Here is a 25,830-nt window from a genome sequence, read left to right as displayed (position 1 = left end):
GTTCGCCCAAAAAGTATTGGGTCTTTGGCTTAGCCTTGCCTGCCATGACGGCACTATGATGATCAAGGAAACGATCTTGCTACCCTTGCCATGCTTGTCTATTGCACCCGTCCCCACTGTCGTTGTCCCCAAAACGATGTTCCAGACTTAGACAACCCCAACAAACGCTACAGTCGCGTGGCGGAGCGATTTTGTACGGCCTGTGGGATGCCCTTGATTCTACGGGGACGATACGTTGCAGAGCGGGTTCTGGGTCAGGGGGGGTTTGGGGCGGCCTATCTAGCACGGGATTTGGATACCCCTGGTCGGCGTGAGTGTGTGATTAAGCAATTTCGTCCCAACGTGTCCGATCCCCAGAGTCGGCAAAAAGCTCAGGAACTCTTTGAGCGAGAGGGTGAAGTTCTCGACCAACTGGGGCAGCATGCGCAGATTCCTGATTTACTAGCATTTTTTGCTGAAGAAGTCCCCAGTGTGGATGGACAAGGGATAGAGCAGTATTTCTACTTGGTACAGGAATATATTGACGGCGAAACCCTCGAGGATGAACTGGCTCAAAAGGGATGCTTTAGTGAGGAAGAGGTGCGGCAGGTGCTGCGGGAACTCCTACCCGTGTTGCAGTACGTCCATGACCACGGCTCGATCCACCGTGATATTAAGCTCTCAAATATTATGCGCCAGCACCCCAGCAAGACAAAGTTTCCCGGCCAAGGGCGGCTCTATCTGCTGGATTTTGGTGCGGTGAAGCAGATTTCCCAAGCGGGGGGACAACAAGGACACTTTACGGGTATTTATACCCAATACTATGCGCCACCGGAACAAGCACGGGGGGAACGGGTCTATCCCAGTTCAGATCTCTATGCCTTAGCAGTGACTTGTATCATATTGCTGACCGGCAAAGATCCCAGTGAGCTATTCGACGCTTATAACAACCGCTGGCATTGGCATTCCTATGCCCAAGTCAGTCCACAACTGCAAGCCATTCTCGATCGCATGCTACAACCGGCGCCTAGCGATCGCTACCAATCAGCGGCAGAGGTCTTAGCGGACTTAAATGCTTACTCTACCCCCGCCCCACCACCGCCTCCACTGCCACAACCAGTAACAGTAGCACCCCCTTCCCCGCCACCCGTAGTGTCACAACCGGCACCCCCTCCTTCACCTGGACCGGTGATGCCACCGACCAGCACACCACGTCCGAAAGCAAAACCGCCCCGCCAGCCTGCGCCTCCCTTACCGGCATTGAAAATTCTCATTGGTGCTGGCTTTACGGGCTTTGAAATGACGGCCTTGGGGTTGATGATTTTTAGTTTGATGACCGCTTGGCAGTTGCCTGTTGGTGTGAGTGCGGGGTTGATTGGTGCTCTATTTGCCTTTTTGGTGTTTTTGCAGTACAAACGCTGGATTGAACACTGGGAGCAGTTGATCATTGCAGTCATTTCAGGGGCAGTTCTTTTTTTTGTCCCCCTCTTGCAAGCAGGCCTAGGGGGTGTGACAGCGCTGCTCATTTGTGGTTTAGTGGGGTTGGGTTGCATGGTTATGGGCAACATTTTTTTGCTAATTTACAATATCTTGGCGCGATTACTGTAGGAGCGGGGCAATGCAGTTAACGTGGTTGGAGAGCAATACTTGGTTGTGGAAGTTAGGTCATACGCGGATTTTGGTTGATCCGTGGTTTGTGGGGGCACTGACTTTTGGCAACACGCCTTGGCTGTTTCAGGCGGAGCGATCGCGCCCCTGCCCCATGCCAAGCGATGGGGATGTCATTTTGCTTTCCCAAGGGCTACCAGATCACTGCCATGAACCTACCCTCCGCACCTGCGATCGCGCCCTACCGGTCATTGCCTCCCCCAGTGCCGCCAAAGTTGCTCAAGGTCTTGGCTTTGAAACAGTAATTGCCCTTAGCCCCCACCAAACCTACACGTACCGCGATCTCACAATCCAAGCCACCAAGGGCGCCAGTATCGGCCCTCGTCAACAGGAAAATGGTTACATTGTGCGCTGGGGCACTCAAAGTCTCTACTATGAACCCCACGGCTGTCATGATTCGTGGCTGCGCACCTACGGCAAGGTGGATGTGGTGATTACGCCGCTGTTGGATGTCTGTTTACCCATGGTGGGTGCGATTCTCAAGGGGGGCAAAACGGCATTGGAATTGGGACAATGGCTTCAGCCCAAGGTGATGATCACCACTGCTGGCAATGGTACCCTCCGTCTTCAGGGATGGCTACCGCGACTGCTCTCGGTCAAAGGCACCCTTGAGGAACTGCAAGTGTCGTTTCAGCGGCTAGGCCTCAACACTCGTTTGGTGGAACCAGTAGCCTACACTCCCCTTGTTCTTCTGGCTGAGGTCTAGGGATGCGATGCTGGCTACGGCCTTTGATTCTCTTTTGGCAAGAGGTAATTCTTCTACTTCAGGACAATCAGCGGTTTTTGCAGTTGCTCAGTCAGATTGAGGGGATCGCGACCCGGGTGCTGGCGATCGGGATGCTGCTGGTGGTCATCGTCGCCATTATTGATTTGGGGCGGATTTTGACCGTGGAGCTATTCTCACCCCCCTTGGGACAGTTTAGCCTTGAACTGGTGAAAATCTTTGGCCTCTTTCTCAATGTGCTTGTGGCTCTGGAGATTCTTGAAAATATCACCGCCTACCTGAAAACCCACGTCTCGTCGCAAATCGTTGAGCTAGTAATTGTCACGTCTCTAATTGCCATTGCCCGCAAAATTATCATTCTGGATATTGGCCAACCGGAAACGGTGGCAAAGCTCTTGGGGCTGGCGATCGCCATCTTGGCCTTGTCTGCCAGTTACTGGATTGTGCGTCGTTTAAACTACCGGCGGCGTCCCTGAGGGATAGACCTGCTCGCGGTAGGCTTGCGCCTGTTCTAGGGTGGTTTGCAGCCGCTCCCAGTCCTCCTGCTCCACTTGGCGAATCAGATCATCAAGGGTGGCACGGTAGTGGATCAGGCAGTGGCGCAACGCCGCGCGGTTATATTCCGCCATCATCCGTCCCAACTCTGGATTGCCGCCGCCAACACGGCTGGTATCGCGAAAGCCGGAGCTAGCCAACTGCTGGGCAAGCTTCCGAATCGGCTCATTGGCTTCTTGGGCATTCGCAAGAATCAGTGCTGCACTCACGAGGACGGGAAGGTGGGAAATCCAAGCAACAGCGCGATCGTGATCCGAGGGGGTGGCATAGAGTAGCTTGGCGCCGAGATCATTGACCACACCAGCCACACAGTCAATGGCCGCACTGTCAGTGTAGAGGGTTGGGGTGAGAACATAGGGGGCATTGTCAAAGAGATGGGCTTGCGCCGCTTCAATGCCGGATTCTGCGGTACCGGCCATCGGGTGCCCACCGACATAGCGAGGCCAGAGTTTTTCGAGGGCGGGGACAATTTCTCCCTTGACGGATCCCACGTCTGTCAGCACTGTTTCTGGACTGAGGTAGGGGGTAATATCCAAGGCGACACTGAGAATGCTGCCAATGGGGGGACAGAGAAACACCAGATCAAGGGCACGCAAAATTTCTGGCTCCGTACTGCCCCAGTCAATGGCACCCTTGGCGATCGCCCGCTCACAGGTTTCAGGACGCCGACTCAGCCCAACCACATAGTGCCCCTTTGCCCGCAGATCAATGCCCAGTGAACCACCAATGAGTCCCAGCCCGACAATGCCAATCCGCAGCATAGTGCCCCTAAACTTGAATACCTTTACGATTGTGACATTGATTCTTGTTCTGAGGGACATTCCCCTCCTATGCAGATTTGTGCTTTGGATTCACAGCCAGAGGGGGGGCTTCGATACAATCAGAAATGACTCTGTTGCGCTTTAGGCCACCAATGATGAAACGCCTTGCCCATTTGCTTCAGCAGACCCTCAAATGCTGCCTTGGCCTTGCTCTTGTTTGGTGCCTCAGTAGCGGTACACCGGTGTGGGCAGCAGCAGCTCACCATAGTTTTGTGGCAGCCGCAGTGGAGCGGGTTGGCGATGCGGTTGTTCGCATTGATACCGAACGCACGATTGTGCGCCCAGCGGATCCCCTCTTGAGTGATCCCTTCTTTCGCCAATTTTTCCCCGGTTTAGCCTTGCCCCCCCAAGAGGATCGGCTGCGGGGTCAGGGGTCGGGGTTCATCATTGATCCCAGTGGCATTGTCATGACCAACGCCCATGTGGTGAGTCAAGCAGATACGGTGACGGTGCGCCTCAAGGATGGCCGGGTCTTTGAGGGAGAAGTGCGCGGCGTGGATGAGGTATCTGATCTAGCGATTGTCAAACTCAAAGGGGTCACCGAACCCCTACCCACTGCGCCCCTCGGCAATTCCAGTGACGTGAAAGTGGGGGATTGGGCGATCGCCGTCGGGAATCCCCTTGGCCTTGATAACACCGTCACATTGGGCATTGTCAGTACACTCCACCGTTCCAGCGCCCAAGTGGGTATCCCCGATAAGCGCCTTGATTTTATTCAAACGGACGCGGCCATCAACCCCGGCAATTCTGGGGGGCCTTTGCTCAATGAAGAGGGGGAAGTGATTGGCATTAACACTGCCATTCGTGCCGATGCCATGGGGATTGGCTTCGCGATTCCAATTAATAAGGCCAAAGCCCTGCAAGAGCGCCTGATTCGCGGTGAAAAAATTCAACACGCCTACATTGGCATTCAAATGACCACCTTCACGCCAGCAATGGCCAAGGAAAACAATGCTAATCCCAACTCACCAGTGATTCTGCCAGAGGTCAATGGCGTTCTTGTCCTGCAAGTGTTGCCCAATACACCGGCCGCAAAAGCTGGTCTGCGCTGGGGGGATGTGATTACAGCCGTGGATGGGGAACCGATTACCAGTGCCGATCAGTTGCAGGGGATTGTTGATAGTGCCGCTGTGGGGCAAGTTCTCAACCTGACCGTTCAACGGGGCGATCGCAGCCAACGGATTGCGGTGCGGACAGCGGAGTTGCAGGGAGCGGCCTAGGATGCCCTTGGGGCTACTGCTGCTGTGGCTCTTTGCCCTTGCCACCCGCTTTTGGGGGCTGACTCGCTTTCCCACACTGGTATTTGATGAGGTCTACTTTGCCCGCTTTGGCCGTAACTATCTCGCCGGGGTTCCTTTCTTTGATGCCCATCCGCCTTTGGGAAAATACCTGATTGCCCTGAGCATCTGGCTGGGGGGCGGCTTTCACCCTTGGGGCTATCGCTGGTTGAATGCCCTGATGGGATCACTGATTCCCATAGCAGTGGCGGTGTTGGCCTATCTCCTGACGCGGCGATCGCGAGTGGCACTGCTATCGGGACTCTTTGTTGCCCTCGATGGCCTCTTTTTGGTGGAGTCTCGCTATGCTCTCATCAATATCTCCCTTGTGCTTTTGGGTGTGGTGGCACAGATTCTCTGGCTATGGGGGTTGCGCTACCAAGGAAGGGCGCGATCGCTCTGGCTGATGGCTGCAGGCATTGCCTTTGGCGCCTGTGGGGCAGTGAAGTGGAGTGGCTTGGGATTCCTGTTGGGGGTAGGGCTTTTCTGGCTTCTCCAGCAGAGGTTACCGCTGCCTGCTGAATGGAAGACCACTTACCAGTGGTGGCAGATGTGCCTGCTACTCCCCGTTGTCGCCTTTGTGGTTTATACCCTGCTCTGGCTACCCCATCTCCAGTTTCATCCCCACCAGAGCCTACTTGACCTCCATCGCCAAATGTTTAACTTTCACCGCAGTGTGGCCAGTACTGCCCATCCCTACTGTTCGCCGTGGTGGTCTTGGCCGCTCCTGCTGCGCCCCATGAGCTACTTTTTTCAGCGGGTGCAAACCCTCAGTGAACCCGTGCCCGTCATTGGCCCGCCCCTACCCATAGCAAATACCCAATGGGTTTATGCCGTCTATGCCCTCTTCAATCCCCCCCTCCTGTGGCTGGGGACCTTGGCCACGTTGGCTCTTATCCCCCTTAGATTGACGACAACCGCAGGCCGTTTTGTGCTCTTAAACTATGCTGCCAATCTCTTGCCCTGGGCACTGGTGAGCCGCTGTGTCTTTATCTATCACTACCTCCCCGCTGCCCTCTATAGCTTTATGGCCTTGGCCTTGCTCTGGGAAGCCAGCCACGATTGGGGAGCTTGGGCACGCTGGGCAGGCATTGCTGTCCTAGGGGTGGTTGTTGGGGGCTTCCTCTACTGGCTCCCCCTGTATTTAGGACTACCCCTGACGCCCCAAGACTTTTTGAGGCGGATGTGGTTGCCGTCTTGGATTTAGGACGATCCTAGGAGTTGTTTAACGGTGGCAATGAGTTCTGCGGGGTCAAAGGGTTTGGTGATGTAGGCATCCACCCCCTGCTTTTTACCCCAGTGAATATCAAACTCTTCGCTTTTGGTGGTGCACATGATCACGGGCACACTTTGGCAAGCCGCTTCACCCTTAATCCAGCGGCACAGTTCGTAACCATTCATGCGCGGCATCACCACATCCAGAATCACCAAATCAGGACATTGAGCCTTGATCTTTTCTTGGGCTTCGATACCATCCTCAGCCTCAACAACGTCATAGTTCTGCTCTTTCATCAGCTGAACAATCATTGCCCGCAGGGTGGGGCTGTCATCAACAACCATAATTGTGGCCATAAAGGTTCTGCCTGATGCCGCAAATAATACGCTGGTAATTAGTGAACAGTTGGATATTCTACCCATCGCCTAGCTTATCATTTTCACCGGAGTCCTGAACATCGGCACCTTGGTCTTTAGGGGCGATCGCTCCTTTGGAATTCCTGAAAGAGAGCAGCCAATTCTTGACTCAAGGCTAAGGGGGTGCGGGGCAAGGGTCGCTGGCGACGCCAAAAGGGCGGAAATTGTTGCCACAGGTGCAGTAGGGTAGGCGTTCCCAATTCAGGGGCAAGGGTCGGCCACTGCCCAAAGACATGGGAAGCGCGATCGCTCACGGTGACCTGACCATTGACCAGCACCATAATCCAGTCTGCCCAGCCATAGGCAAAATCAAGATCATGGGTGGCAATCATAATCGTGGTTCCCTGCTGGTGAATGTTCTCTAGGGCCTGCTCCAGTTGCTGCCGCTGCTGATAGTCGAGATAGGTGGTGGGTTCATCAAGCAGTAATAGCGTCGGTGCTAAGGCCATTACCCCAGCCAGTGCCACCCGCCGTTTTTGCCCCAAACTCAAATGATGCAGGGGGCGATCGGCAAGCTCCACTAAATCAAAGTTCTCTAGGGTTTGGTACAAACGCGCTTCGATTTCGGCGGTGGGTAGGTCTAAGTTACACAGCCCATAGGAGATGTCCTCCGCCACGGTGCCTGCCACCAGTTGCTGTTCGGGGTCTTGAAAGGCCAAGCCAATGCGTTGCCGCCACTGCCGCAGTCGCTCTGGTTGATGGACGAGCCGTTGCCCTTGCCAGTAAATTTCACCGCGATCGCGCCGATAGAGGGCCGCTGCCAGATAAAAGAGCGTTGATTTGCCTGAGCCATTCAGCCCCAAAAGGGCAACTTTCTGTCCCGCCTCTAGCGTAAAGGAGCAGTCTTGCAGCACGGGGGTAGTGGTATTGGGATAGCGAAAGCCAACCTGATGAAATTCCAGTAGCGGCACAGACATCTCAGATGATTGCGTTCAGCAGAATGAGGGCACCGCCACCAATGACGATTTCAAGGCCATACCGTTGGGAATAGGCATAGGACTGGGGGCGCAATACCCGAAACTGCCCCTGAAAACCCCGACTGAGCAGGGCAAGGTTCACCTGTTCATAGCGGTACAGAGACTGCCGCAGGAGTTGAGCCGCCAACAGGCTGACACTAACGAGCCAGCGCGATCGCCGTTGATAGCCGCCCCGTGCCCGCTGCGCCAATTGCAGTGTGAAAGCGGTTTCTAAGAGGGTGAAGATATAGCGGTACATCAACATCAGAATATCGAGGATGAAATGGGGAACCCGCCAGCGCTCGGCCACACTCAACAGGGCTGGAAAGGGGGTCGTCAATAAAATCAATAGTAAACAGGTGCTGGCAACCATTGTCCGCAGTCCTAGGGTTAAGCCTTGGTGCAATTTCTCGGCACTGATAAAGAACGACCAGCCCATTAGGGAGATGTCACTGAGAACCACTTGCCCCGAAGTCCGTAAAGTCTCCGTCGGGATGATTTGCACCACTAACCCTAGCAAACTCACCAGCCAAAACGCAGCAACTGTGGCTAAGAGGGTGAAATAAACCCGCCACGGAATGCGGGCATAGCCGAGAATCCAAAGGCTCAGCCACAGCCAAAGCAAACTCTGGACAAGGGGACGAGCAAAAAACGTCAATAACAGGCTGGCGATCGCAAAAATCAACTTTTGTTCAGGGTGCAAATGCCGCAGACCATTGGTATAGGCATAGGTATCGAGGTGATGGTGCATTGACTGCTCAGGACTGTTGCGATTTTGAGGCAGCGGTTGCCCTTTGGCGATGGCGTTCGCGGTACTGACCCAAGATAAACCCCATGACCCCCGCCCCCAGAGCTGCTTGCACAGCAAACAGCAGGGATTCAATCTCACCACTGGGCGGTTCAAACAATGGCTCTGCCCAAGGTTCAAAGTCTGGTGCCACCTCGCTGATTAACGCTTCGGCTTGGGCATCGGCACCTTCAAAGTCACCCTTAACCAGCAGTAGGGGAAGTGTACTTAAGAGAATTGCGCCGCCCAATAGGAAGGCCACTGTTTTTTTATTCATTGGATTCCCCTCCAGGCAAGAGTTTTAAGGTTTGCAATTCGGCTGTGCAGTACGTGGTCAACCAGTTCCACACCAACACCGTGAGTAACCCTTCACTGATCGCCAAGGGAATCTGCGTCACAGCAAAGAGCGCCGCAAACTTGGCAAAAGCCGTCGCCACCCCACCCATACTATCGGGAAAGGCCAATGCCAATTGTAAAGAAGTCACCGAGTAGGTGGCCAAGTTACTGATCAGAGCAGCACTAAAAATCGCGATCGCTGGCTTAGCCGTGGCACGGGACATCCCCCAATAGGTCAACCCAGCCAACCAAGGTCCCACCACCGCCATCGAAAAGCCATTAGCGCCTAGGGTGGTCAGGCCGCCATGGGCAAGGAGCAGGGCTTGAAAGAGCAGCACCAATGTCCCCAGCACGGCCATCAGCGGTGGCCGAAAGAGAACGGCTCCCAAGGCAATCCCCATCGGATGGGAAGAGCTACCCGTAACGGAAGGAATCTTCAACGAAGAGAGGACAAAGGCATAGGCACCGGCTAAGGCAATCAGCAGGGTTGACTCTGGTTGCTGTTGAATCTGTTGTCGCAGTGCCCATAGTCCCCATGCCAAAAAGGGTAAAAAAACCAGCCACCAGCCCACTGCCCAGCCAAGGGGCAAAAACCCCTCGCTAATGTGCATCGCCAAGGCGGGGTGAGGACTCGCGACCACGAGATACGCGCTCAGAAGGGCGATCGCCCCAAGGGAGCTATATCGCTTCGCTTGGCTACGTTTGATCATTGAGATAGTCCTAAACCTAAGTGCGCCTATTCTAGTGCGCAACCAGTAACTTGCCTATGCCCAGTGGGGGCTGCAACCGATATTAGAAAGAGCTATGCCTGCTCAAAAATTCACGCAGTGCCAAGACTGTAAGGCTGGAATTTGCATAAATTTTGATGTAGTCGGTATAACAGGATGAAGTCTAATGTCATTATTGAATCGTAGGTACTGTTGCTATGTTCCCAGGGGGGAGTTGTCATGAGTGAACTGACTGCCTTTGGTCATTCCTTGAGTAGTGGCTATGAAGTAGTGGTGATCAAGCCGCAGTCCCTCAGTGATACGACCCTGATCGTTCAAGCGCTGCGGGCTGACAAGGCAGTGATTCTCAACCTAGAGCACCTCGATGTCACCGAGGCACAGCGCATTTCTGATTTTGCCGCTGGTAGCACCTATGCCATCAATGGCCATCAATCGCGCCTTGGGGATGGGGTCTTTCTCTTTACGCCCAACGTGATTAATATCCAAGAATCCACAGCAGCACCGACACCCGCTGGACTGGCCTAAGCCGTTCATGAATCCTGCAGATCTGCTCACCGTCAGTGAGTGTCAAGAGATTGATCAACTGCTCTTACCGGCCGCAGATCGCTTTGCTATTCGAGTGGCGGTGTATGCCCAGCGCTATTTGCGAGCTAAGACTGAGGGAAACCCCCTCGAAGACCTGACGGAAGCCCAAGTCTATGAACTTGTTGCTGCCGATCCCCAGTTGCAAGCGGAGGAGCAGCGCCAAGGGGGGTTTATGACATGGTATGGCCAAATTTTAATCAGTGCCCTCAAGCAACTGCGGCAAATTGCTGCAAGGGAGGGGGTGCCCATTGCTGAGCTAACCGTTTCCCAGATTAGTCACTGGTTTCAGCAGCAGTGTCAGGCACGCTTGCGATCGTCCCCGCCGTCACCTTGAGAATTTGTGCTTGTTGCCGCCAAGGGGTGGCAAAGGGGGCAAGGTGGGTGGTGGTAATCAGCGTTTGGTAGCGATCGCCCATCACCTCTAATAAAATTCCCTGCCGCTGCAAATCCAATTCGGCGAGGACATCATCCAACAACAAAAGGGGAGTGTCGCCCACCACACTTTCCACAAGAGCCAGTTCCGCCAGTTTCAACGCCAATACCAGCGTGCGCTGCTGCCCTTGGGAAGCAAATTGACGGGCACTTTGCTCATTGAGGCACAAGCCCACATCATCACGGTGCGGTCCCACCAGACTGGTTTTTTGCAGCAGTTCAATAGTGCGGCGAGCGGCCAAGGCCTCATTAAAGGCAGCCACAATCACTTCAGAAGTGCCATCCCCAAGGGGCACATGGCTCTCATAAGTCAAGGTGAGTGTCTCGCGATCGCCACTCAACACGCGATGCCACTCCTGAGCCAAGGGTGCCAAGCGTTCAATGAGGCGCTGTCGGCGGCGGATAATGCGAGTGCCATTGATCACCAATTGCTGATTCCATGCCTGCCAGAGGGCTTCATCCCATCCTTGGCTGCCGGCCTGTTTGAGGAGAGCATTCCGTTGGCGCAGGGCTTTTTGGTAGGTTTGCAGCAGTTGGCTATAGAGGGGTTCCAATTGCACCAAAATCCGATCCAACCAGTTGCGGCGAATGGCCGGTGTGCCCCGCACCAGTTCCAAATCCAAGCAGGAAAATTCCACCGCATTGAGTTGCCCCAGAAATTCCGCCGTGCGCTTAACGGTACAGCCATTCACCTGTAGGACACGGCCTGCGAGGGGGCGCAAACTCACCGCCAGATCAAGGGGGACGCCTTGGCGCTCTAGGGTGGCTTCAATTTGGGCACTCTCTTGTCCCTGCTGAATAAGGTCGCGATCGCGATGGGTGCGATGGGATTGCAGTGTGGCCAGCCACTCCACAGCCTCTAGCAAATTGGACTTGCCTTGGGCATTGTCCCCAACGACGATGGTTTTTGGCGCAGCAAACGTCACCGATTGCTCGCTGTAGTTGCGAAAGTGGCGCAGATGGAGTGATTTGAGAAACACTTAGCAGCCCTTACCAGCCCCAAGTCCCCGGTGCCCCCTTAAACGGGCCGACAATGTCCGGAGTAATCCAGCCGCCATAGAAGCCCCCCGGTTGCGGAATCACCACCACACCATCCACGGTGCATTCATCCATCAAAGCAGCATAGAAGGCAATGTAGTTGCAGATTGGCGCAAAAGCAGGGGTGGGTTTGGGATAGTACCAGGCTGCATTATCCGCTTGGCGATCGCCCACCTTGACGTGGTAGTAGGCGCCTTGTCCTTTCCACTCGCAAAAGGTTTGCCGTGCTGAGGGCACCAGATACTGCACCTGTACATCCTCTGGCGGAAAGTAATACACTGGGGGATGACTGGTTTCTAGTACCCGCTGTCCCCGCTGGGTGTCGGCAATCACCACACTATTAAAGACCACCCGCAGGTGTTTTGAGGTGGGTTCAACACGGGGCGGACGGGGATAGTCCCAAACCGATTCTTGGCCGGGGGCAGGGGGAATCCGTTGCATCGCGTTTCAGGTCCTCAACACTCTTCCTTGACGGTAACAGCTATGGCTCAAGCTTGGGAACTGGTTTGTCGCTCCACCAAGCCCTGTTCAATGGCCAGTCGCACCAGCTCAGCTCGATTGTGAACCGCTGTTTTTTGAAAGAGGCTACTGACGTGCTTTTCAATCGTTCGGGCGCTCAAGTGCAGGCGATCGCCAATCTGGGCATTGGAGAGTCCAGCCACGAGTAACCCTAGCACTTCCTTTTCCCGTTGAGTGAGATCAACGCTGAGGGTTCGTGTTTTCGGCGCCGCAAAGGGTTGCTGTCGTTGCTGCCATTCGATTTGTACCAGTTGTGCCCGATCCAACAGGTTACGCACCACCGCTGCCAACTCATTGAGGTCAAAGGGCTTGGAGAGATAGACATCGCCCCCGGTGCGATAGGCGCGAATCCGCTCTTCTAGTTCTGTGCGTGCGGTGAGGTAAATTACTGGTAGTAAGCGCAATGAGGGATGCTGGCGCACCTGCCGCACCAACTCATAGCCATTCATGTTGGGCATGGCAATGTCCGTAATCAGCAGATGGGGCTGATAGCGGTGGATCATTTCGAGAGCCTGGGCACCATCTCCCGCCGTGAGGCAGCAATACCCTTCAGACTCTAAAAAACGGCTTACTGACAGGCGGATGCCCGGATCATCATCGGCAATAAGCACTGTGAGGGACATAGGAAATTTAGGTCTCCACTAGACCACAATACTTCTCCACACAGCGGATAAACAGCTCAACCCCAATACTTAAAACAGTTTCATCAAAATCAAAGCGGGGATGGTGGTGGGGAAAATCTAACCCCAGTGTGCCATTGGCTGACCCCAAAAAGAAGTAGCAACCCGGAACCGCTTGCAGGAAAAATGACATATCTTCCGCCGCCATGGTTTGACAGTGGGACGTGACCCCAGCCGGCACCTCAACCACCGATTCAGCAACAGAGCGCACTAATTTCGCCATCTTGGCATCGTTGACGGTGGGGGGATACATCCGCTCATAGCGAAAGTCATAGGTGGCGCCATGACTCTGACAGATACCCGCAATCACCTGTTCAATGCGCTGGGGTAGCCAGTCCCCCAACTCTGGCTTAAAGTATCGCACTGTTCCCCGAAAGGTCGCGGTATCGGCAATCACGTTCTTGGCGGTGCCCGCATGTACTGCCCCCACGGAAATCACCGCTGTCTCTAGGGGATCCACGTTGCGCGAAACGATAGTGTGCAAGGCCGTAATGATCTGGGCAACAACGAGAACCGTATCCACCGTAAATTGGGGTAAAGCGGCGTGTCCCCCCTTGCCGTGTACTTCACACTCAAAGAATTCCGCTGCCGCCATCAACGGCCCACTACGCACCCCCACCGTACCAACGGGCAGAAAATTCCAGAGGTGCAGGCCAATAATGCCATCCACTTTCGGGGCATCGAGAACTCCCGCTTCAATCATGGGTTTAGCCCCACCGGGGCCTTCTTCCGCTGGTTGAAAGATGATTTTGACCGTACCAGCAAAATCGCGGTGCTCAGCAAGGTATTTCGCAGTCCCAAGGGCGATCGCTGTGTGACCATCGTGCCCGCAGGCGTGCATTTTCCCCTCATGGAGAGAGCGGTAGGGCTTATCGTTTTCCTCCTGCACTGGCAGCGCATCCATATCGGCGCGAATCGCCAGCACTGGCCCCGGTCGCGCTCCCGGAATCACGGCCACAATTCCCGTTTCCGCAATACCCGTGCGATGCTGAATGCCCCATTGCCGTAGTTTCTCACTGACAAAGGCCGCCGTCAGGTGTTCTTGAAAGCCCAATTCTGGTCGTTGGTGCAAATAGCGTCGCCACTGCACAAGTTCGGTTTGGAGGGCAGCCACCTCTGGACGCAGTTGGCAGCTCAATTGGGGAAGATGGAAAGCCATGGGGCAGTCTTTAGATTTTGTTTAGCATTGCCTTTCTCTAGGATAAACGATGCTCTGGGGCAGTGACAGTCAATGTAACCTCAAGAACAGGTGACGCGCCACTCGCTTCCACCAGTAGTAGGATTTTTTGATCAGAACCCCCTGACTTAGGAAACATTTGTTATTATGACAGGTAGCTCCCTAGGGCAAAAGTTAAAATAGTTCAGTATTGGATATTACACTTTGCCAATTCTGAATCCTAGGGTCTCTTCAGCCAAACGAGGATGTTATGGTTCAATCCCTTCAATACTCCATCGAACTCGTCAAAGATGAAGCACGACGACTGGTGGCCAAAGGTGTGGTGAGTCGGCAGCAGCCCATTTACACCCTCTGCCAGTTTGTGCCCGTTCGGGAGTGGCCCCTCATTGAGGCAGAGCTAGAGCGCTGTGATTTTATGCTGCGCGATCGCATTGGCGACCTCATTGGCCGTGAGTGCTGGGACAACGACTAAAGAGCCATCATTCAGGGCACCGACTTCCCAATAATGCGCAAATCCTAGGACGTGGGTGCCTGAGAATCCTGCTGTAGGTCTTGGCGAATGGCGCGCAGCGTTTCGAGAAGCGTTTGAATATCTGCGGCTAAGTCAGCACTCTCGCGAGGAGCAGGCTCAGGGGTCGAAGAGGGTTGCTGCTGTTGGGCAATGAAGGCTTGAATCAGTTCCCGTGCTTGCGCTTCGGTGAGGCGGCCTTTCTCAGCACAGACGGTGGCCAATTGGCGGGCATCCACCCGCAGTTGCGTCAGGTATTCTTGGCGTTTGGCCTCATCCTGCAGGGATTCAATGGCAGCAGCAGCCGCTCCAATACCGGTGTAGTAGAGTTGTTGTACAAGATCGAGGGGATTGCGATCCATAGAAATGTGCTCGGCGTGAACTCTCCTCTGCTACTGTACGGGAAATCTCCCTTGCTCATCAAGGTTGAGGAAAGCGACTGCGGTAGAGATGGACAATTTTACTCACCACCTCATCGATCCCCAAGTTGTCCGTACAGACTTCTATGGCATCGGCAGCTTTGCGAAAAGGGGCGTAGGTGCGTTGCTGATCCGCTGTGTCGCGAGCGGTAATCTGAGCGAGCAATTCCTCGTAGGAGAGGTCGCATTGTCCTTGTTGTTGTAACTCCTGCCAGCGGCGCTGGGCACGCTCTTCGGGCGAGGCCGTTAGGAAAATTTTCAAGCCTGCCTCGGGAAAGACATGGGTACCAATATCACGACCTTCGGCAGCAATGCCCCCATTGGCTCCGATCGCCCGCTGTTGTTGTACCATGAGTCGTCGCACACCCCGCAGGGCGGCAATTTGGGACACTCGCTGCGTCACCTCTAGGGAACGAATCGCTTGGCTGACCTCGCAATCGTTGATCCACACCCGTGTGGGTTGAGGGGGATCGCTGCTCTCAAGACGCAACTGACAATGGGCGATCGCCTCTACGACGGCTGGCTCATCCCTGAGATCAATGTTATTGCCCAAGCACCACCAAGTTACTGCTCGATACATGGCACCGGTGTCAAGGTACTGCAACCCTAGGGCTTGGGCTGCTAGTCGCGTCACGGTTGACTTCCCCGCGCCGGCAGGGCCATCCACAGCCAGAATCGGCAGGCGGCGATCCAATAGGCAATTGTCAATGAGGCGCGTTTGCCCCACCCAACCCGCGATCGCCAGCAGTCCCACGGTCTCAATGCGTTCCAAGGGCACAAGGGTCTGGGGATGCACCAATTCGGCATAGTCGAGGCGCAACTGGGGAAACTGGCGCAGATGGTTGTGAACCTGCTCCAAGAGATCGCTGGCAGCAAAGCAACCTTGACGAAAAGCAGCAGTCGCTGCCTCTAGGCTCTGACTTAGGGCTAAGGCGGTGGCGCGATCGCCCGCACTGAGGTATTGATTACGGGAACTGAGGGCAAGGCCATCGGCATCGCGGACAATGGGGCAGCCAATGATCTCCACGTCCAGATTCAAATCCGCCACACAGCGGCGAATAATTGCTAACTGCTGGGCATCCTTTTGGCCAAAATAGGCGCGATCGGGCTGCACCAAATGCAAGAGCTTCAGCACAATTGTTGCTACCCCGCGAAAATGGCCGGGGCGCGATCGCCCACAGAGGCGTTCCGTTAACTCCCTTGGTGGCTCAACTACCGTGAGACTCTCCATCCCCGCTGGATACAGTTCAGCCACACTGGGCACAAAGAGCAGATCCACCCCTAACTGCTGACAAAGTGCCGTATCCGCCTCAAGGGCACGGGGATAGCGCTCCAAATCCTCTTGGGGGCCAAACTGAAGCGGGTTGACAAAAATACTGACAACGACCACATCACACTCTTGCCGTGCCCGCTGGATCAAGGCGGCATGCCCCCCATGCAGTGCCCCCATTGTCGGCACAAAACCAAGGGTGGTTGCGGGAGGTAATGTGCCAAGGGCAGCCTGTAAACCCGCCGTGGTGGTCAAACGGTAAAACTTACCCATAGAGTGCTTCGGGGGCGATCGGTGCAGTTTTGATACAATCTGTCATATTACAGCCCTTTTCACACCGAGAGAAGACACGCCAGCTTCTGAAAGCCACGATCAGAGAGGCGGGTTTGGTGGATCCCAATGTTAGAAAAGGGCTGTCCAATGCCCGTGCCCGCTTTTTCTAACCAAAGTTTGTACATTTGTTGCAAGGGCTTTAATCTTGGGGGCAGGTTTTCTAAAATTCAGGTACCTTCGTTTCTCTGTACTTGCCAACCCTGTCACGCAACCTCCGTTTTACTCCCCCTGAGCCAAAAGCTTATTTTTTAACTGGAACTGTTCAGCATACGCCGCGAGGATAGCCCCTATGGCCAATGAACTACAAAACAGCTTACAAAAATACCGTTTCGTCTGCACCCTCACCTTCGGGGATATTTATGGCCAAGTCATTGTTTGGCTGATTGTGATCTTTATTGGTTTGGCCGCATCCCTCACCCTCTACAACAATCCCGTGCAGGCGTTTCTGGTCGGGGGGCTAATTTTGGTCTTAACCTTGCCCTTTTTGCTCTTTGCCTTTGTCACGACACTGCTCAACCATATTGAAATGCGACCTGTGACAGTCACAGAGAAGAAAAAGCGCAAAGATGCCGCCGTGGCCTCAACCACTGAAGTGGCTCCAGCGAATTAAAGAACCCTTAAAAATAGCGGGCGATCGCCCCCAAAATGCCACACTGAAATTAACGCTGAGGGGGCAGTTCTATGCTTTACTGGCTGACATTTTTGCAGGCATTACCGACACCAGAATTGCCAGCACCTCCCCGCACCCAAACCAAAGCCACAGTACTGGTGGAGTCTCCCCCCATTGTCATGGGTAATCTGGGTGGGCTGCTCTTTTTTCCCGGTGTGATTGCCGGCATTGTGATTTTACTGCTCCTGAGCATTTGGGCTTACACGCGCGTCTATGTCATTACCCCCAACAACGAAGCCTTTGTGCGCACGGGGGGGATTTTTGTTAAGAAAAAAACAGTCATTCTCAATGGTGGCTGCATTGCCCTGCCGGGGTTCCATGAGTTGACACGGGTACCGCTGCGGGAAATCTCCATTGACGTAGAGCGAACGGGCAAATTGGCGGTGCGTACCCAAGATTATCTGCGGGCTGATATGCGGGTCACCTTTTATGTCTGCATCAATGCCACCGAAGAGGATGTCCTCACTGCCGCCGCTCGCCTTTCCCAAAATAACCGCATTACCCCCGAAGACATCAAGAATGCCCTTGAAAAACGGGCGGACGATGCCATTCGCGCAGCTGCAAAACACAAGTCCTTGGCTGAAATTGACTCCGACAAACTAGGGTTTGCCCAAGAGGTACTCAACCTGATGCAGCAGGATCTGCAAAAAGTTGGACTCACCCTCAACAACATTGCCATCTCAGAAGTCCAAGAGAGTGACACCTACGACGAAAACAACTTTTTTGATGCTCAGGGGGTGCGGCTGCGCACAGAAACGATTCAACGCTCGATTCAACAAAAGCGGGAAGTCGAACTCTCAACCCGGGTCGCGATCGAACAAAAGGAACTGGATGCCCAAAAACGCTCCCTGCAAATTGAAGAGGAAAAAGAAGCGGCACTGTTAAGCCAACGCCTGAAGGTGGAAGCCCTAAAAGCGCAGCGGGAAAGGGAAATTGAGGAGGCCAAAGCAGCAGAGGCAGCCGCGATTCAGCGGGCAAAGTTGCTCCAAGCCCAAGCGGTTGAGGAAGAAGAAATCCGCAAAAGACTTGCCATCCAACAGAAGGAAATCGAGGCCAGCATTGAACTGGAGGAAAAAAATAAACTCCTGAAGGTAACGCAAGCCCAGCAACAGCAGGAGGCAGAAATCGCCGAGATCAGTCGCCAGCAGCAGGTGGAGGCCAACCGTTTGCAAGCACAGGTGGCCATTGCGGAGTCCGAGCGTCAAGCGCGTCTTGCCCAAGAGGATGTGGCGATCGCCGTTGCCACCAAGAAAAAAGAAAGTCTGATTGCCGAAGCCGAGCGGGCACGGGCAGAATCTGCGGTCACCACCGCCATCGAAGTGGAAAAAGCCAATCGCCAGAAAAACCTAGCGATTATTGCCGCAGAGCGGGAAGCGGCTGAAAAACGGGTGCTAGAGCAAAACGTTGTGGAAATTGATGCCTTTCGGCGGCGGCGGCAAGCGGAAATTGCCCAACAGGCAGCGGAACTGGAGGCGGAAGCGATTCGCACCCTTGCGGCGGCCAACCGTGATAAAGCCCTTGCTGAAGCTGAAGGGATGGAGGCCATGCTCGCGGCCAAAAATGTGATTAGCAACGCTAACTTGACAGCTCAAGTGATTACAGCCCTCTGGCCAGAACTGGCACCGCAACTGCCACAAGTTCTCCAAGCCCTTGCCCCGCAACCGGGGGTGATTGGCGATGCCAAAATTTATACCTTTGCCAACGGGGGCACCCCTGCTGATCTCAATAAACTGCTCCTATCCACCAGCGGGCTAGCCCTGATCAATGCCCTTTTTGAGGAGGGGAAACTGGGGCAGTTGTTAGCACAAATTAAATCCCTACTCCAAGAAAATACGTCTCATTCCTAAGACGCGACTGCATACCCCTAGCCGCAAGAATGGATAACTCTTCAGTAGGTCTGAGGCGTGAACCAAAGATTTATTAACTCCATCTGTATTTTCAAAATTCATAGAGATTTTTCAATGGGGTAAATATAAAAAAAAGATTAAGAACCGCCAAAGGTCGGTGTTAGTATTCCGATGAACAGATTTAGAAATGTTAAGATTCTTAATATATGTAACGTATCTACGAAAACGCTGTTAAAGCACCGTTGGCTTGGCCGCGATCTTTAGCAGGGGCGATCGCCCATCCTATAGAGAAAACGATATTCCTAGGCCTTGGACGAATCACTGCTGTCAACCTTGAGAACGAGCGATAGGGACTATGGATACTTCAAAAGATTTAGTGCGCACTTACCTACGGGAGATTGGCCGTGTGCCATTGCTCACCCACGAACAGGAAGTGATCTACGGCAAACAGGTGCAGCAGCTTACCGCCATGAACGAGATTCGCGAAAAGCTCGCGGCAGAACTCAACCGTGAACCTACCCGTGCTGAATGGGCCGCCGCCGCCAACATGAGTGAAGCAGAATTAGAGACAATTATCGAAAATGGCGAGCGCGCCAAACGCAAAATGGTGGAGGCCAACCTGCGGCTGGTGGTTTCGGTTGCCAAAAAGTACATCAAGCGCAATGTGGATCTGCTTGATCTAATCCAAGAGGGCACAATCGGGATGCAGCGGGGGGTAGAAAAATTTGACCCCACCAAGGGGTATCGTTTCTCCACCTATGCCTACTGGTGGATTCGCCAAGCCATTACACGGGCGATCGCTGAAAAAGGGCGCACGATCCGTCTGCCTATCCACATCACCGAAAAGCTGAACAAAATCAAAAAAGCCCAGCGACAACTATCCCAACGCCTCGGTCGCGCTGCCACGATTAATGAACTGGCGGCAGAACTGGAATTAACCCCTGCCCAAGTGCGGGAATATCTTGAACGGGCGCGACAACCCCTCTCCCTTGATGTCCGTGTCGGCGATAATCAGGATACGGAGTTGGGGGAATTGCTCGAGGATCCGTCCATTTCACCGGAGGAGTTTGCCGCTCAATCCTCGTTGCGCAGTGACCTTGAACGGCTGATGGCGGATCTGACCCCGCAGCAACGCCATGTGCTCTCCCTACGCTTTGGCCTAGAAAACGGCCAGCCCCTCACCCTTGCCAAAGTGGGCGAACTGCTCAACATTAGTCGCGAGCGGGTGCGGCAAATTGAGCGGGAGGCCCTCAGCAAACTCCGCAAACGCCGCGGCGATATTCACGAGTACCTTGCCAGCTAGCCCATGCTCACTGACGAACAGCACCGCCAAAAAATGCAGCAGCGCAAAGCCGTGCAGGCGCAACGCCTCGCGGAGCGCACCCGTGAAAAAGGTCTCATTATTGTCCATACGGGCAACGGCAAGGGCAAAACCACAGCGGCACTTGGCATGGTGCTGCGTTCCTTGGGGCATGGCTATCGCGTGGCAATTATTCAATTTATCAAGGGGGCGTGGGAGCCAGCGGAAAAAGCGGTTCTTAGCCATTGGTCAGACCAACTGGCCTTCCATGCGATGGGGGAGGGCTTTACATGGGAAACCCAAGACCGCCAGCGGGATATCGCCTGTGCCCAAGCGGCTTGGGAGCTGGGTCTGAGCTACATCACCAACCCCGAGTACCGTTTGGTACTGCTCGATGAAATTAATGTCGCCCTCCAGCTGGACTACTTAACTGTGGCACAGGTGCTCGAGGGACTTGCCCGCAAGCCAGAAATGACCCATGTGATTCTCACCGGACGCGGTGCTCCCCCAGCCCTGATTGACGCCGCAGATCTGGTGACGGAAATGACCCTTGTCAAGCATCCCTTTCGCGAACAGGGCGTTAAAGCCCAGCCGGGGATTGAATTCTAAAGCAGGAGTTCGCCAGCGAAAATCGTAACCGCCTGACCCAATAGCCGCAGGCGATCGCCCCTGTGGGGGTGAATTTTAATCACGCCCCCCCGCGCTGAGGCTTGATAGGCCAATAACTTGTCCTTCCCCAGTTTTGCTCGCCAGTAGGGATACAAGCTACAGTGCGCCGAGCCAGTGACCGGATCCTCAGGGATGCCCAGTTGGGGGGCAAAAAAACGGGAGACGATGTCATATTCCGCGCCATTGGCCTGGGCGGTCACAATCAATCCTCGGCAAGGCAGGCGGGCAATTTGGTCAAAATCGGGTTTCAACTGGGCTACAGCACTGGCATCGACCAGATCCACCAGCAGATCGCTGCCCGCTTGCCCCATAAATATGGGTGGTGTCCCGAGCGCTGCAATGATTGAGGCTTGCACCTGCTGATCCGCAAGGGGCATTACGGGCTGCTGCGGAAAATCAAGGGCGATCCAATCCCCAAGGCGCTGGGCACGCAGGAGACCGCTGCGGGTGTGAAATTCTAGATCCCCTACCACCCCTTGATGCTGCCAGAGGACATGGGCTGTTGCGAGGGTGGCATGACCACAGAGATCCACTTCTGCCACAGGGGTAAACCAGCGCAGGTGAAAGCCACTGGCCAGCGGTACGACAAAAGCCGTTTCTGAAAGATTCATTTCGCGGGCGATCGCCGCCAAGGTTGCATCCTCAAAAAACGTCCCTAGGACACATACGGCCGCCGGGTTACCCCGAAAGGGTTCTTGGGTAAAGGCATCAACTTGGTACAGTGGTAGCGGCATCCGACCCCCGAAAACCGTAAAATCAATCCTGTAGATCGAGCAGAGGACATACTGCGTGGAACGGACATTTCTAGCCATTAAGCCCGATGGCGTTCAGCGTGGGCTAGTGGGGACGATTATCCAACGATTTGAACAAAAAGGCTACACACTGGTCGGCCTCAAACTGATGCGGGTCAGCCGCGAATTGGCAGAGCAGCACTACGGCGAACACAAAGATAAGCCCTTCTTTACGGGGCTAGTGAATTTCATTACCTCTGGACCGGTGGTGGCCATGGTCTGGGAAGGCCGGGGGGTGATTGCCAATGCCCGCAAACTGATTGGTGCCACTAATCCCCTCAATGCGGAGCCAGGAACGCTCCGGGGCGATTTTGCTGTAGATGTGGGACGGAATGTAATTCACGGCTCCGACAGTCCCGAAAATGCTGAGCGGGAAATCAATCTCTGGTTCCAGACGCAGGAACTGGTGCCTTGGGAGCCGGCCTTCACCTCTTGGGTGTATGAGATGTAGGTTCATGGGTTGACTTGGGAAGGGTTGGGGGGGTGTCTGGCTCCTCCACCTCCCGCTTGGAAAAGCCCCACGTAAAGCAAAGGGCAATCAGGCTAATCATCACCCAGTCCGAGGGTACCAGCTGGGGATTAATCACGCGAATGAGCAGCCGCAGACCCACCAGCATCACTGTGAAATAGCCCGCATCCTCAAGTCGAGGAAATTCTTTTAGCCAGCGGATAAATAGCTCCGCCATAAAGCGCAGCATAATCACGCCAATCGTGCCGCCGAGTAATACCAGCCAACGCTCATCCGACAGGGCGATCGCCGTTGTCACGCTATCGAGGGAAAAGGCCAAATCCGCTAAGGCCAGTAGAGGTACCGCCTGCCAAAAAGAACGAATCACCCGCTCGTGCTCATGCTCTGGCTCGGTCGTAAAGAAAAAGTACTTTGCCGATAACCACAGCAGATAGAGTGCCCCCGCCAACTCAAACTGCCAGAACCGCAAGACCCAAGTCGCTGTGAAAATCAGGCCAATGCGAAAAACGTAAGAAATGGCCAGTCCCAGATTGAGTGCCCGCCGTTGTGCATCTAAGTCTTCGATGCCTCGTACCAAGGCCGCTAGGGCGATCGCATTGTCCGCTGAGAGAACCGCTTCCAGTGCCAACAACACCACAAGTAACAACAGGGTATCCAGTCCCCAGTTGGGCGAAAGTTCCAATAGTTCATCAATCATCGGGTGAGGGAAGTTCTCCAGATTTTTGGCTGCTTATATTTATCGTCGCATAGTAGCGGTACAGCCTTTTTGCCAAGGATGGAACACCCTCAAACCCAGACATAGGCGCAACCCAAAATGCTAATGACCGAACCGTTGGGCTGACGGTAGGCCTTACCCACATCCAGTCAGCGGACAAGCGATTCCCCTTTGGTTCTGGTGTGCATAGTCCTGCATCCTGTCGCATTTTCACCGTTAACCTATCACGAGGACTGAAATCTTGGGGAGCCAAGGGGGTGAACATTCTTGGATCGCTCGCTTTACCAAGGTGGCGATGATTGAGCAAAAGACAGTCTTCGCTGGGGCACAATTCAGAATTGTCGTTGACGTTGCAGGAATTCTACGTTGCTATGGGACTCGTTAACAATACGCTAAAAGCGGCAGGCAAGCTCGATCCGCTTTCTTTAACGCTGTGCATCGTTGGCTCTCGCAAAATCTATCATGAGGATGATTATGCCCAATCTCCATGGCATATCTTTGCCCCCAATCTCAGAATTTATGGTTTTGATGCGGATGCCGACGCCTGTGATGAGGCCAATACCGCCTTAGCCGCCCAAGGAATTACGTGGTTTGAGCGTCACTATCCGCTGACGTTGGGCAAAGAGGTGGGAGAATCAACCCTTTACATTACCAACGCCATTCATTGCAGTTCTTTATATCCACCAAATTTGAGCTACACATCGCGATTTCAAGGATTTAATCCTGGCTTGGATGTAGCGGCAAGTGTTCAGGTGGAAACAACCACCCTTGACGCATTTGCCCAAGCTGAAGGCCTTGAGAGCGTAGATGTCCTGCAAGTGGATGTCCAAGGTGCAGATCTAGATGTGTTGCAAGGCGGTGAGCGGCTTCTGGCAGCCAGTACTTTAGCAATCATAGTTGAAGTTGAGTTTTCGGAGGTTTACAGAGGGCAACCCCTCTTTGGGGATATTGATGCATATTTGCGCGCTCAAGGCTTTGTGCTCTTTGACCTACTCACCAATGATGGTTGGTGCCGATTACCGCGCTACGTTTCCCCATTTCACTCCCAACGGCGAGGGGGTCAACTGCTATGGGCCGATGCAATTTACCTGCGGGATTTGCTCAATGAGAGTCAACAGCAGCAAAACCAGCACCTACAGAGCCCTAGCCACTTGCTAAAACTGGCAGCAATTGCTGATGCACTGGACTTTCCTGATTATGCGCTGGAAGTTTTAACGCAACTGACGCTTCGCTATGGCAAAATCCCTCAGTGGAACTGCCGCAAAGAAATTTGCGCTATTTTGGAACAGGTTCAGCCCCTGCTCGGCACAGATATTGCCAAGCTGCCAATTTCAAAGCTGCTGTCTGAGCCAACAACCTAGCCTTGGGGCAAAAGGCGACGGCTAAACTGCTGAATTTCCTCGCGAATCCCTCGCGGCAATTGGCTTTGTTTGGCTAGGGCTTGCTGGAAATATTGCTGTGCCTGCGATCGGTTGCCACTGGCAGCCAAAATTTGTGCTTTCAGATAAAGGAGTTCTGGATTGTTGGGGGCAAGTGCCAAGGCTTGATCAACTGCGTTTAAGGCTTGCGGCCATTGCTTGCGATCGCGATAGGCCAAGGCCAAGCCTCGATAACTCAGGTAATTGGGAGCGGCGTAGGTTTGCAGGGTTTGAATGGCCCGATCCATGCTGACAAAGCCCACATTACTGGCAATACCCCACTCCATAAAGCCACGAACAAGATTCAATTCCGGATCGCGAGGATTGACAGCTTCGGCTCGCCCCACATGATCGAGAACCCGCTGTACCCGCAACAGAGCGGCGGGGGCACCAGCCACAGGCCCCGATCCGGCATCGGAAATTTCATAGCCAGCCATCAGGAAATGCCCCACGGCTTGATAGAGATTTCCCCGCAGGCGATCGCGGCTCGTGAGGGCTTGGGCAGCGCGTAGGGTCTCCTCAGCGTAGCGTTTGTACCCTGCCCAGTCTTCATTAAGATAGGCAATGGCAGCAGCCAAGGTCAGGGTTAGGGGTTCTTGGCGATCGCGCTCCAAGGCCGCCGGCAGTAACTCTTTACCTTTGACATAGTTGCCATCGCGAAAGAGGGCAACAAAGACAGCTTCCGTTTGATCGGAAATGGGTCGTGCTTGAGCGCCCGTACGGAAAGGATCCCCAGCAAGGGCAGCGGTACTCAGTACCCAGGGGGCGATCGCTCCACTAAGATAGAGAGCAAAGCGTTGCCACAGGCGCAGTTGACGTGTTTGCACGGTCGTTACCTCCGGAGTCTGCATCTTGTTTTCGGTTCACCATCTCAGCTACCACCCCGCCGCCACCCCTCAGCCCATTTTGCGGGACATTAATTTAGACTTGGGTATGGCTGAACTGGGATTAATTATCGGACCCAGTGGATCCGGCAAAACCACCCTACTAGAGATTTTAGCGGGCTTGGCCACCCCCAGTCGGGGAATCATTCGATGGCAGGATCAGGTTCTCACACCCGATCATTTACAACAGTTGGCCGGATTGGTCTTTCAGTTCCCAGATCGCTACTTCTGTGGCAGTACCATTCTCGAAGAGCTGCGCTTTGGCCACCCAGAAATTCCCTACGAAAACTTTTACCGCGCCCTTGCCGATGTGGGTCTCGATCATTTGCCTTTGCACACCCGCCCCGAATCCTTGAGCGGTGGTCAGCAGCGTCGCCTCGCGCTTGCTGTGCAACTGGTGCGCCAACCCTACCTGCTCTTGCTCGATGAACCCACAGCGGGTCTAGATTGGTCAATGCGCCGCCAATTGGTACAGGTGCTGCGCCGCCTCAAGGAACACTGGAGCCTGCTTGTGGTCACCCATGAGGCCACTGAATTGCGGGAGATTAGCGATCGCACGTGGCGATTGGAAAACGGTTGTCTAGTGCCCTTGATTTCCCAGCGATCCAGTCCTGTAATAAGTTTTAATACTTAGGTAGCAATA

Annotated in this window: 30 protein-coding genes; 15 read left to right on the top strand and 15 right to left on the bottom strand. The window is 54.2% G+C overall.

From position 1 onward, the window contains the following. The first annotated feature begins 90 nt into the window (after window positions 1-90). Genes RHK62_RS12635 through RHK62_RS12625 form a run of 3 tightly spaced genes read left to right on the top strand, consistent with a single transcriptional unit; the run spans window position 91 to window position 2,847 of the window. The gene (locus RHK62_RS12635) at window positions 91-1,587 is read left to right on the top strand and encodes a serine/threonine-protein kinase (protein WP_310453794.1); all 1,497 of its coding nucleotides are present in this window, start codon (window positions 91-93) and stop codon (window positions 1,585-1,587) included. Between the two features lie 10 nt (window positions 1,588-1,597). Beyond that, a complete protein-coding gene (locus RHK62_RS12630; RefSeq protein WP_302678467.1) occupies window positions 1,598-2,353 on the top strand; it encodes an MBL fold metallo-hydrolase in 756 nt (251 codons plus the stop codon). Between the two features lie 2 nt (window positions 2,354-2,355). After that, the gene (locus RHK62_RS12625; RefSeq protein ID WP_302677354.1) at window positions 2,356-2,847 is read left to right on the top strand and encodes a phosphate-starvation-inducible PsiE family protein; all 492 of its coding nucleotides are present in this window, start codon (window positions 2,356-2,358) and stop codon (window positions 2,845-2,847) included. Here the strand turns inward: RHK62_RS12625 and RHK62_RS12620 are convergent. Further along, a complete protein-coding gene (locus tag RHK62_RS12620) occupies window positions 2,824-3,684 on the bottom strand; it encodes a prephenate/arogenate dehydrogenase (RefSeq protein ID WP_225901722.1) in 861 nt (286 codons plus the stop codon). The two genes, RHK62_RS12625 and RHK62_RS12620, sit on opposite strands and share 24 nt — an antisense overlap. Window positions 3,685-3,812: 128 nt before the next feature. Here RHK62_RS12620 and RHK62_RS12615 point away from each other — a divergent pair, with 128 nt between their 5' ends. Beyond that, window positions 3,813-4,967, top strand: a complete 1,155-nt coding sequence (locus RHK62_RS12615) for an HhoA/HhoB/HtrA family serine endopeptidase (protein WP_302678466.1) — start codon at window positions 3,813-3,815, stop codon at window positions 4,965-4,967. A gap of 1 nt (window position 4,968) precedes the next feature. Continuing rightward, entirely contained in the window at window positions 4,969-6,231 is a 1,263-nt protein-coding gene (locus RHK62_RS12610; protein ID WP_310453793.1) for a phospholipid carrier-dependent glycosyltransferase, read from the top strand. Here the strand turns inward: RHK62_RS12610 and RHK62_RS12605 are convergent. The 5 genes from RHK62_RS12605 to RHK62_RS12585 form a co-directional block, all read right to left on the bottom strand. Beyond that, window positions 6,228-6,596 (bottom strand): response regulator, encoded by a 369-nt coding sequence (locus RHK62_RS12605; RefSeq protein WP_310438633.1) that lies wholly within the window; start codon window positions 6,594-6,596, stop codon window positions 6,228-6,230. The genes RHK62_RS12610 and RHK62_RS12605 overlap by 4 nt on opposite strands. Window positions 6,597-6,712: 116 nt before the next feature. Next, window positions 6,713-7,573: an energy-coupling factor ABC transporter ATP-binding protein gene (locus RHK62_RS12600; protein WP_302678464.1), complete on the bottom strand. Its 861-nt coding sequence runs from the start codon at window positions 7,571-7,573 to the stop codon at window positions 6,713-6,715. A gap of 1 nt (window position 7,574) precedes the next feature. After that, window positions 7,575-8,363 (bottom strand): cobalt ECF transporter T component CbiQ, encoded by a 789-nt coding sequence (cbiQ, locus tag RHK62_RS12595; protein WP_206200445.1) that lies wholly within the window; start codon window positions 8,361-8,363, stop codon window positions 7,575-7,577. A 7-nt stretch (window positions 8,364-8,370) separates the two neighbouring features. Next, window positions 8,371-8,676: an energy-coupling factor ABC transporter substrate-binding protein gene (locus RHK62_RS12590; protein ID WP_206200444.1), complete on the bottom strand. Its 306-nt coding sequence runs from the start codon at window positions 8,674-8,676 to the stop codon at window positions 8,371-8,373. Further along, window positions 8,669-9,445, bottom strand: coding sequence for an energy-coupling factor ABC transporter permease (locus RHK62_RS12585; protein WP_302678462.1), 777 nt, complete (start codon window positions 9,443-9,445; stop codon window positions 8,669-8,671). Before RHK62_RS12585 ends, RHK62_RS12590 begins: the two co-directional genes overlap by 8 nt. Before the next feature lie 237 nt (window positions 9,446-9,682). Here RHK62_RS12585 and RHK62_RS12580 point away from each other — a divergent pair, with 237 nt between their 5' ends. Beyond that, window positions 9,683-9,988 (top strand): cell division protein SepF, encoded by a 306-nt coding sequence (locus RHK62_RS12580; protein ID WP_149821405.1) that lies wholly within the window; start codon window positions 9,683-9,685, stop codon window positions 9,986-9,988. Between the two features lie 7 nt (window positions 9,989-9,995). Then, window positions 9,996-10,382 carry a hypothetical protein gene (locus tag RHK62_RS12575; protein ID WP_206200443.1) on the top strand — a complete coding sequence of 129 codons (387 nt, stop codon included), beginning with the start codon at window positions 9,996-9,998 and terminating at the stop codon, window positions 10,380-10,382. On the opposite strand, the gene recF is transcribed toward RHK62_RS12575, so the two are convergent. Genes recF through RHK62_RS12555 form a run of 4 tightly spaced genes read right to left on the bottom strand, consistent with a single transcriptional unit; the run spans window position 10,321 to window position 13,876 of the window. Next, window positions 10,321-11,460 (bottom strand): DNA replication/repair protein RecF, encoded by a 1,140-nt coding sequence (gene recF / locus RHK62_RS12570; protein ID WP_302678461.1) that lies wholly within the window; start codon window positions 11,458-11,460, stop codon window positions 10,321-10,323. The two genes, RHK62_RS12575 and recF, sit on opposite strands and share 62 nt — an antisense overlap. Window positions 11,461-11,470: 10 nt before the next feature. Further along, the gene (locus RHK62_RS12565; RefSeq protein ID WP_206200441.1) at window positions 11,471-11,959 is read right to left on the bottom strand and encodes a DUF427 domain-containing protein; all 489 of its coding nucleotides are present in this window, start codon (window positions 11,957-11,959) and stop codon (window positions 11,471-11,473) included. Window positions 11,960-12,006: 47 nt separating this feature from the next. Then, window positions 12,007-12,660 carry a response regulator transcription factor gene (locus RHK62_RS12560; RefSeq protein ID WP_149821413.1) on the bottom strand — a complete coding sequence of 218 codons (654 nt, stop codon included), beginning with the start codon at window positions 12,658-12,660 and terminating at the stop codon, window positions 12,007-12,009. A gap of 7 nt (window positions 12,661-12,667) precedes the next feature. Next, a complete protein-coding gene (locus tag RHK62_RS12555) occupies window positions 12,668-13,876 on the bottom strand; it encodes an amidohydrolase (RefSeq protein WP_310453792.1) in 1,209 nt (402 codons plus the stop codon). Window positions 13,877-14,144: 268 nt separating this feature from the next. Here RHK62_RS12555 and RHK62_RS12550 point away from each other — a divergent pair, with 268 nt between their 5' ends. Further along, the gene (locus RHK62_RS12550) at window positions 14,145-14,366 is read left to right on the top strand and encodes a DUF4327 family protein (RefSeq protein ID WP_024123956.1); all 222 of its coding nucleotides are present in this window, start codon (window positions 14,145-14,147) and stop codon (window positions 14,364-14,366) included. Window positions 14,367-14,410: 44 nt separating this feature from the next. Here the strand turns inward: RHK62_RS12550 and RHK62_RS12545 are convergent, their stop codons facing one another. Both RHK62_RS12545 and RHK62_RS12540 read right to left on the bottom strand, forming a co-directional pair. Continuing rightward, window positions 14,411-14,764, bottom strand: coding sequence for a hypothetical protein (locus tag RHK62_RS12545; protein WP_302678459.1), 354 nt, complete (start codon window positions 14,762-14,764; stop codon window positions 14,411-14,413). A 58-nt stretch (window positions 14,765-14,822) separates the two neighbouring features. Next, window positions 14,823-16,364: a bifunctional pantoate--beta-alanine ligase/(d)CMP kinase gene (locus RHK62_RS12540; RefSeq protein ID WP_310453791.1), complete on the bottom strand. Its 1,542-nt coding sequence runs from the start codon at window positions 16,362-16,364 to the stop codon at window positions 14,823-14,825. Window positions 16,365-16,713: 349 nt separating this feature from the next. Here RHK62_RS12540 and RHK62_RS12535 point away from each other — a divergent pair, with 349 nt between their 5' ends. From RHK62_RS12535 to cobO, 4 genes are all read left to right on the top strand, one after another. Beyond that, window positions 16,714-17,034 (top strand): hypothetical protein, encoded by a 321-nt coding sequence (locus tag RHK62_RS12535; RefSeq protein WP_206200436.1) that lies wholly within the window; start codon window positions 16,714-16,716, stop codon window positions 17,032-17,034. A gap of 71 nt (window positions 17,035-17,105) precedes the next feature. Further along, the gene (locus RHK62_RS12530) at window positions 17,106-18,941 is read left to right on the top strand and encodes an SPFH domain-containing protein (protein ID WP_310453790.1); all 1,836 of its coding nucleotides are present in this window, start codon (window positions 17,106-17,108) and stop codon (window positions 18,939-18,941) included. 355 nt (window positions 18,942-19,296) lie between these two features. Continuing rightward, a complete protein-coding gene (locus tag RHK62_RS12525) occupies window positions 19,297-20,244 on the top strand; it encodes an RNA polymerase sigma factor, RpoD/SigA family (RefSeq protein ID WP_302677368.1) in 948 nt (315 codons plus the stop codon). A 3-nt stretch (window positions 20,245-20,247) separates the two neighbouring features. Further along, window positions 20,248-20,850: a cob(I)yrinic acid a,c-diamide adenosyltransferase gene (gene cobO / locus RHK62_RS12520; RefSeq protein WP_206200433.1), complete on the top strand. Its 603-nt coding sequence runs from the start codon at window positions 20,248-20,250 to the stop codon at window positions 20,848-20,850. On the opposite strand, the gene RHK62_RS12515 is transcribed toward cobO, so the two are convergent. Continuing rightward, complete coding sequence (locus tag RHK62_RS12515; RefSeq protein ID WP_310438626.1) at window positions 20,847-21,644, bottom strand: PhzF family phenazine biosynthesis protein; 798 nt, start codon at window positions 21,642-21,644, stop codon at window positions 20,847-20,849. The two genes, cobO and RHK62_RS12515, sit on opposite strands and share 4 nt — an antisense overlap. A 55-nt stretch (window positions 21,645-21,699) precedes the next feature. On the opposite strand from RHK62_RS12515, the gene ndk reads away from it, so the two are divergent. Continuing rightward, window positions 21,700-22,152 carry a nucleoside-diphosphate kinase gene (gene ndk / locus RHK62_RS12510; protein ID WP_302677370.1) on the top strand — a complete coding sequence of 151 codons (453 nt, stop codon included), beginning with the start codon at window positions 21,700-21,702 and terminating at the stop codon, window positions 22,150-22,152. Here ndk and RHK62_RS12505 read toward each other — a convergent pair. Next, window positions 22,127-22,867, bottom strand: coding sequence for a TerC family protein (locus RHK62_RS12505; protein ID WP_206200430.1), 741 nt, complete (start codon window positions 22,865-22,867; stop codon window positions 22,127-22,129). The genes ndk and RHK62_RS12505 overlap by 26 nt on opposite strands. Before the next feature lie 389 nt (window positions 22,868-23,256). On the opposite strand from RHK62_RS12505, the gene RHK62_RS12500 reads away from it, so the two are divergent. Beyond that, a complete protein-coding gene (locus tag RHK62_RS12500) occupies window positions 23,257-24,246 on the top strand; it encodes an FkbM family methyltransferase (protein ID WP_310453789.1) in 990 nt (329 codons plus the stop codon). On the opposite strand, the gene RHK62_RS12495 is transcribed toward RHK62_RS12500, so the two are convergent. After that, a complete protein-coding gene (locus tag RHK62_RS12495) occupies window positions 24,243-25,130 on the bottom strand; it encodes a Sll0314/Alr1548 family TPR repeat-containing protein (protein ID WP_310453788.1) in 888 nt (295 codons plus the stop codon). The genes RHK62_RS12500 and RHK62_RS12495 overlap by 4 nt on opposite strands. Window positions 25,131-25,155: 25 nt before the next feature. Between RHK62_RS12495 and RHK62_RS12490 the strand changes: the two genes are divergently transcribed. After that, on the top strand, window positions 25,156-25,821 hold the full coding sequence (locus RHK62_RS12490) for an ABC transporter ATP-binding protein (RefSeq protein WP_206200427.1): 666 nt from the start codon (window positions 25,156-25,158) through the stop codon (window positions 25,819-25,821). Window positions 25,822-25,830 lie beyond the last annotated feature (9 nt).

The organism is Thermosynechococcus sp. HY213 (assembly GCF_031460975.1).
Lineage (GTDB): Bacteria > Cyanobacteriota > Cyanobacteriia > Thermosynechococcales > Thermosynechococcaceae > Thermosynechococcus.
This window is presented reverse-complemented; position numbering and strand designations above follow the sequence as displayed.

Excerpts from the sequence above, each read along its gene's own strand:
- RHK62_RS12635 (WP_310453794.1), top strand. The coding sequence starts at position 91 with ATGCTTGTCTATTGCACCCGTCCCCACTGTCGTTGTCCCCAAAACGAT.
- RHK62_RS12630 (WP_302678467.1), top strand. The coding sequence starts at position 1,598 with ATGCAGTTAACGTGGTTGGAGAGCAATACTTGGTTGTGGAAGTTAGGT.
- RHK62_RS12625 (WP_302677354.1), top strand. The coding sequence starts at position 2,356 with ATGCGATGCTGGCTACGGCCTTTGATTCTCTTTTGGCAAGAGGTAATT.
- RHK62_RS12615 (WP_302678466.1), top strand. The coding sequence starts at position 3,813 with ATGACTCTGTTGCGCTTTAGGCCACCAATGATGAAACGCCTTGCCCAT.
- RHK62_RS12610 (WP_310453793.1), top strand. The coding sequence starts at position 4,969 with ATGCCCTTGGGGCTACTGCTGCTGTGGCTCTTTGCCCTTGCCACCCGC.
- RHK62_RS12605 (WP_310438633.1), bottom strand. The coding sequence starts at position 6,596 with ATGGCCACAATTATGGTTGTTGATGACAGCCCCACCCTGCGGGCAATG.
- RHK62_RS12600 (WP_302678464.1), bottom strand. The coding sequence starts at position 7,573 with ATGTCTGTGCCGCTACTGGAATTTCATCAGGTTGGCTTTCGCTATCCC.
- cbiQ (WP_206200445.1), bottom strand. The coding sequence starts at position 8,363 with ATGCACCATCACCTCGATACCTATGCCTATACCAATGGTCTGCGGCAT.
- RHK62_RS12590 (WP_206200444.1), bottom strand. The coding sequence starts at position 8,676 with ATGAATAAAAAAACAGTGGCCTTCCTATTGGGCGGCGCAATTCTCTTA.
- RHK62_RS12585 (WP_302678462.1), bottom strand. The coding sequence starts at position 9,445 with ATGATCAAACGTAGCCAAGCGAAGCGATATAGCTCCCTTGGGGCGATC.
- RHK62_RS12580 (WP_149821405.1), top strand. The coding sequence starts at position 9,683 with ATGAGTGAACTGACTGCCTTTGGTCATTCCTTGAGTAGTGGCTATGAA.
- RHK62_RS12575 (WP_206200443.1), top strand. The coding sequence starts at position 9,996 with ATGAATCCTGCAGATCTGCTCACCGTCAGTGAGTGTCAAGAGATTGAT.
- RHK62_RS12565 (WP_206200441.1), bottom strand. The coding sequence starts at position 11,959 with ATGCAACGGATTCCCCCTGCCCCCGGCCAAGAATCGGTTTGGGACTAT.
- RHK62_RS12560 (WP_149821413.1), bottom strand. The coding sequence starts at position 12,660 with ATGTCCCTCACAGTGCTTATTGCCGATGATGATCCGGGCATCCGCCTG.
- RHK62_RS12555 (WP_310453792.1), bottom strand. The coding sequence starts at position 13,876 with ATGGCTTTCCATCTTCCCCAATTGAGCTGCCAACTGCGTCCAGAGGTG.
- RHK62_RS12550 (WP_024123956.1), top strand. The coding sequence starts at position 14,145 with ATGGTTCAATCCCTTCAATACTCCATCGAACTCGTCAAAGATGAAGCA.
- RHK62_RS12545 (WP_302678459.1), bottom strand. The coding sequence starts at position 14,764 with ATGGATCGCAATCCCCTCGATCTTGTACAACAACTCTACTACACCGGT.
- RHK62_RS12540 (WP_310453791.1), bottom strand. The coding sequence starts at position 16,364 with ATGGGTAAGTTTTACCGTTTGACCACCACGGCGGGTTTACAGGCTGCC.
- RHK62_RS12535 (WP_206200436.1), top strand. The coding sequence starts at position 16,714 with ATGGCCAATGAACTACAAAACAGCTTACAAAAATACCGTTTCGTCTGC.
- RHK62_RS12530 (WP_310453790.1), top strand. The coding sequence starts at position 17,106 with ATGCTTTACTGGCTGACATTTTTGCAGGCATTACCGACACCAGAATTG.
- RHK62_RS12525 (WP_302677368.1), top strand. The coding sequence starts at position 19,297 with ATGGATACTTCAAAAGATTTAGTGCGCACTTACCTACGGGAGATTGGC.
- cobO (WP_206200433.1), top strand. The coding sequence starts at position 20,248 with ATGCTCACTGACGAACAGCACCGCCAAAAAATGCAGCAGCGCAAAGCC.
- RHK62_RS12515 (WP_310438626.1), bottom strand. The coding sequence starts at position 21,644 with ATGCCGCTACCACTGTACCAAGTTGATGCCTTTACCCAAGAACCCTTT.
- RHK62_RS12505 (WP_206200430.1), bottom strand. The coding sequence starts at position 22,867 with ATGATTGATGAACTATTGGAACTTTCGCCCAACTGGGGACTGGATACC.
- RHK62_RS12500 (WP_310453789.1), top strand. The coding sequence starts at position 23,257 with ATGGGACTCGTTAACAATACGCTAAAAGCGGCAGGCAAGCTCGATCCG.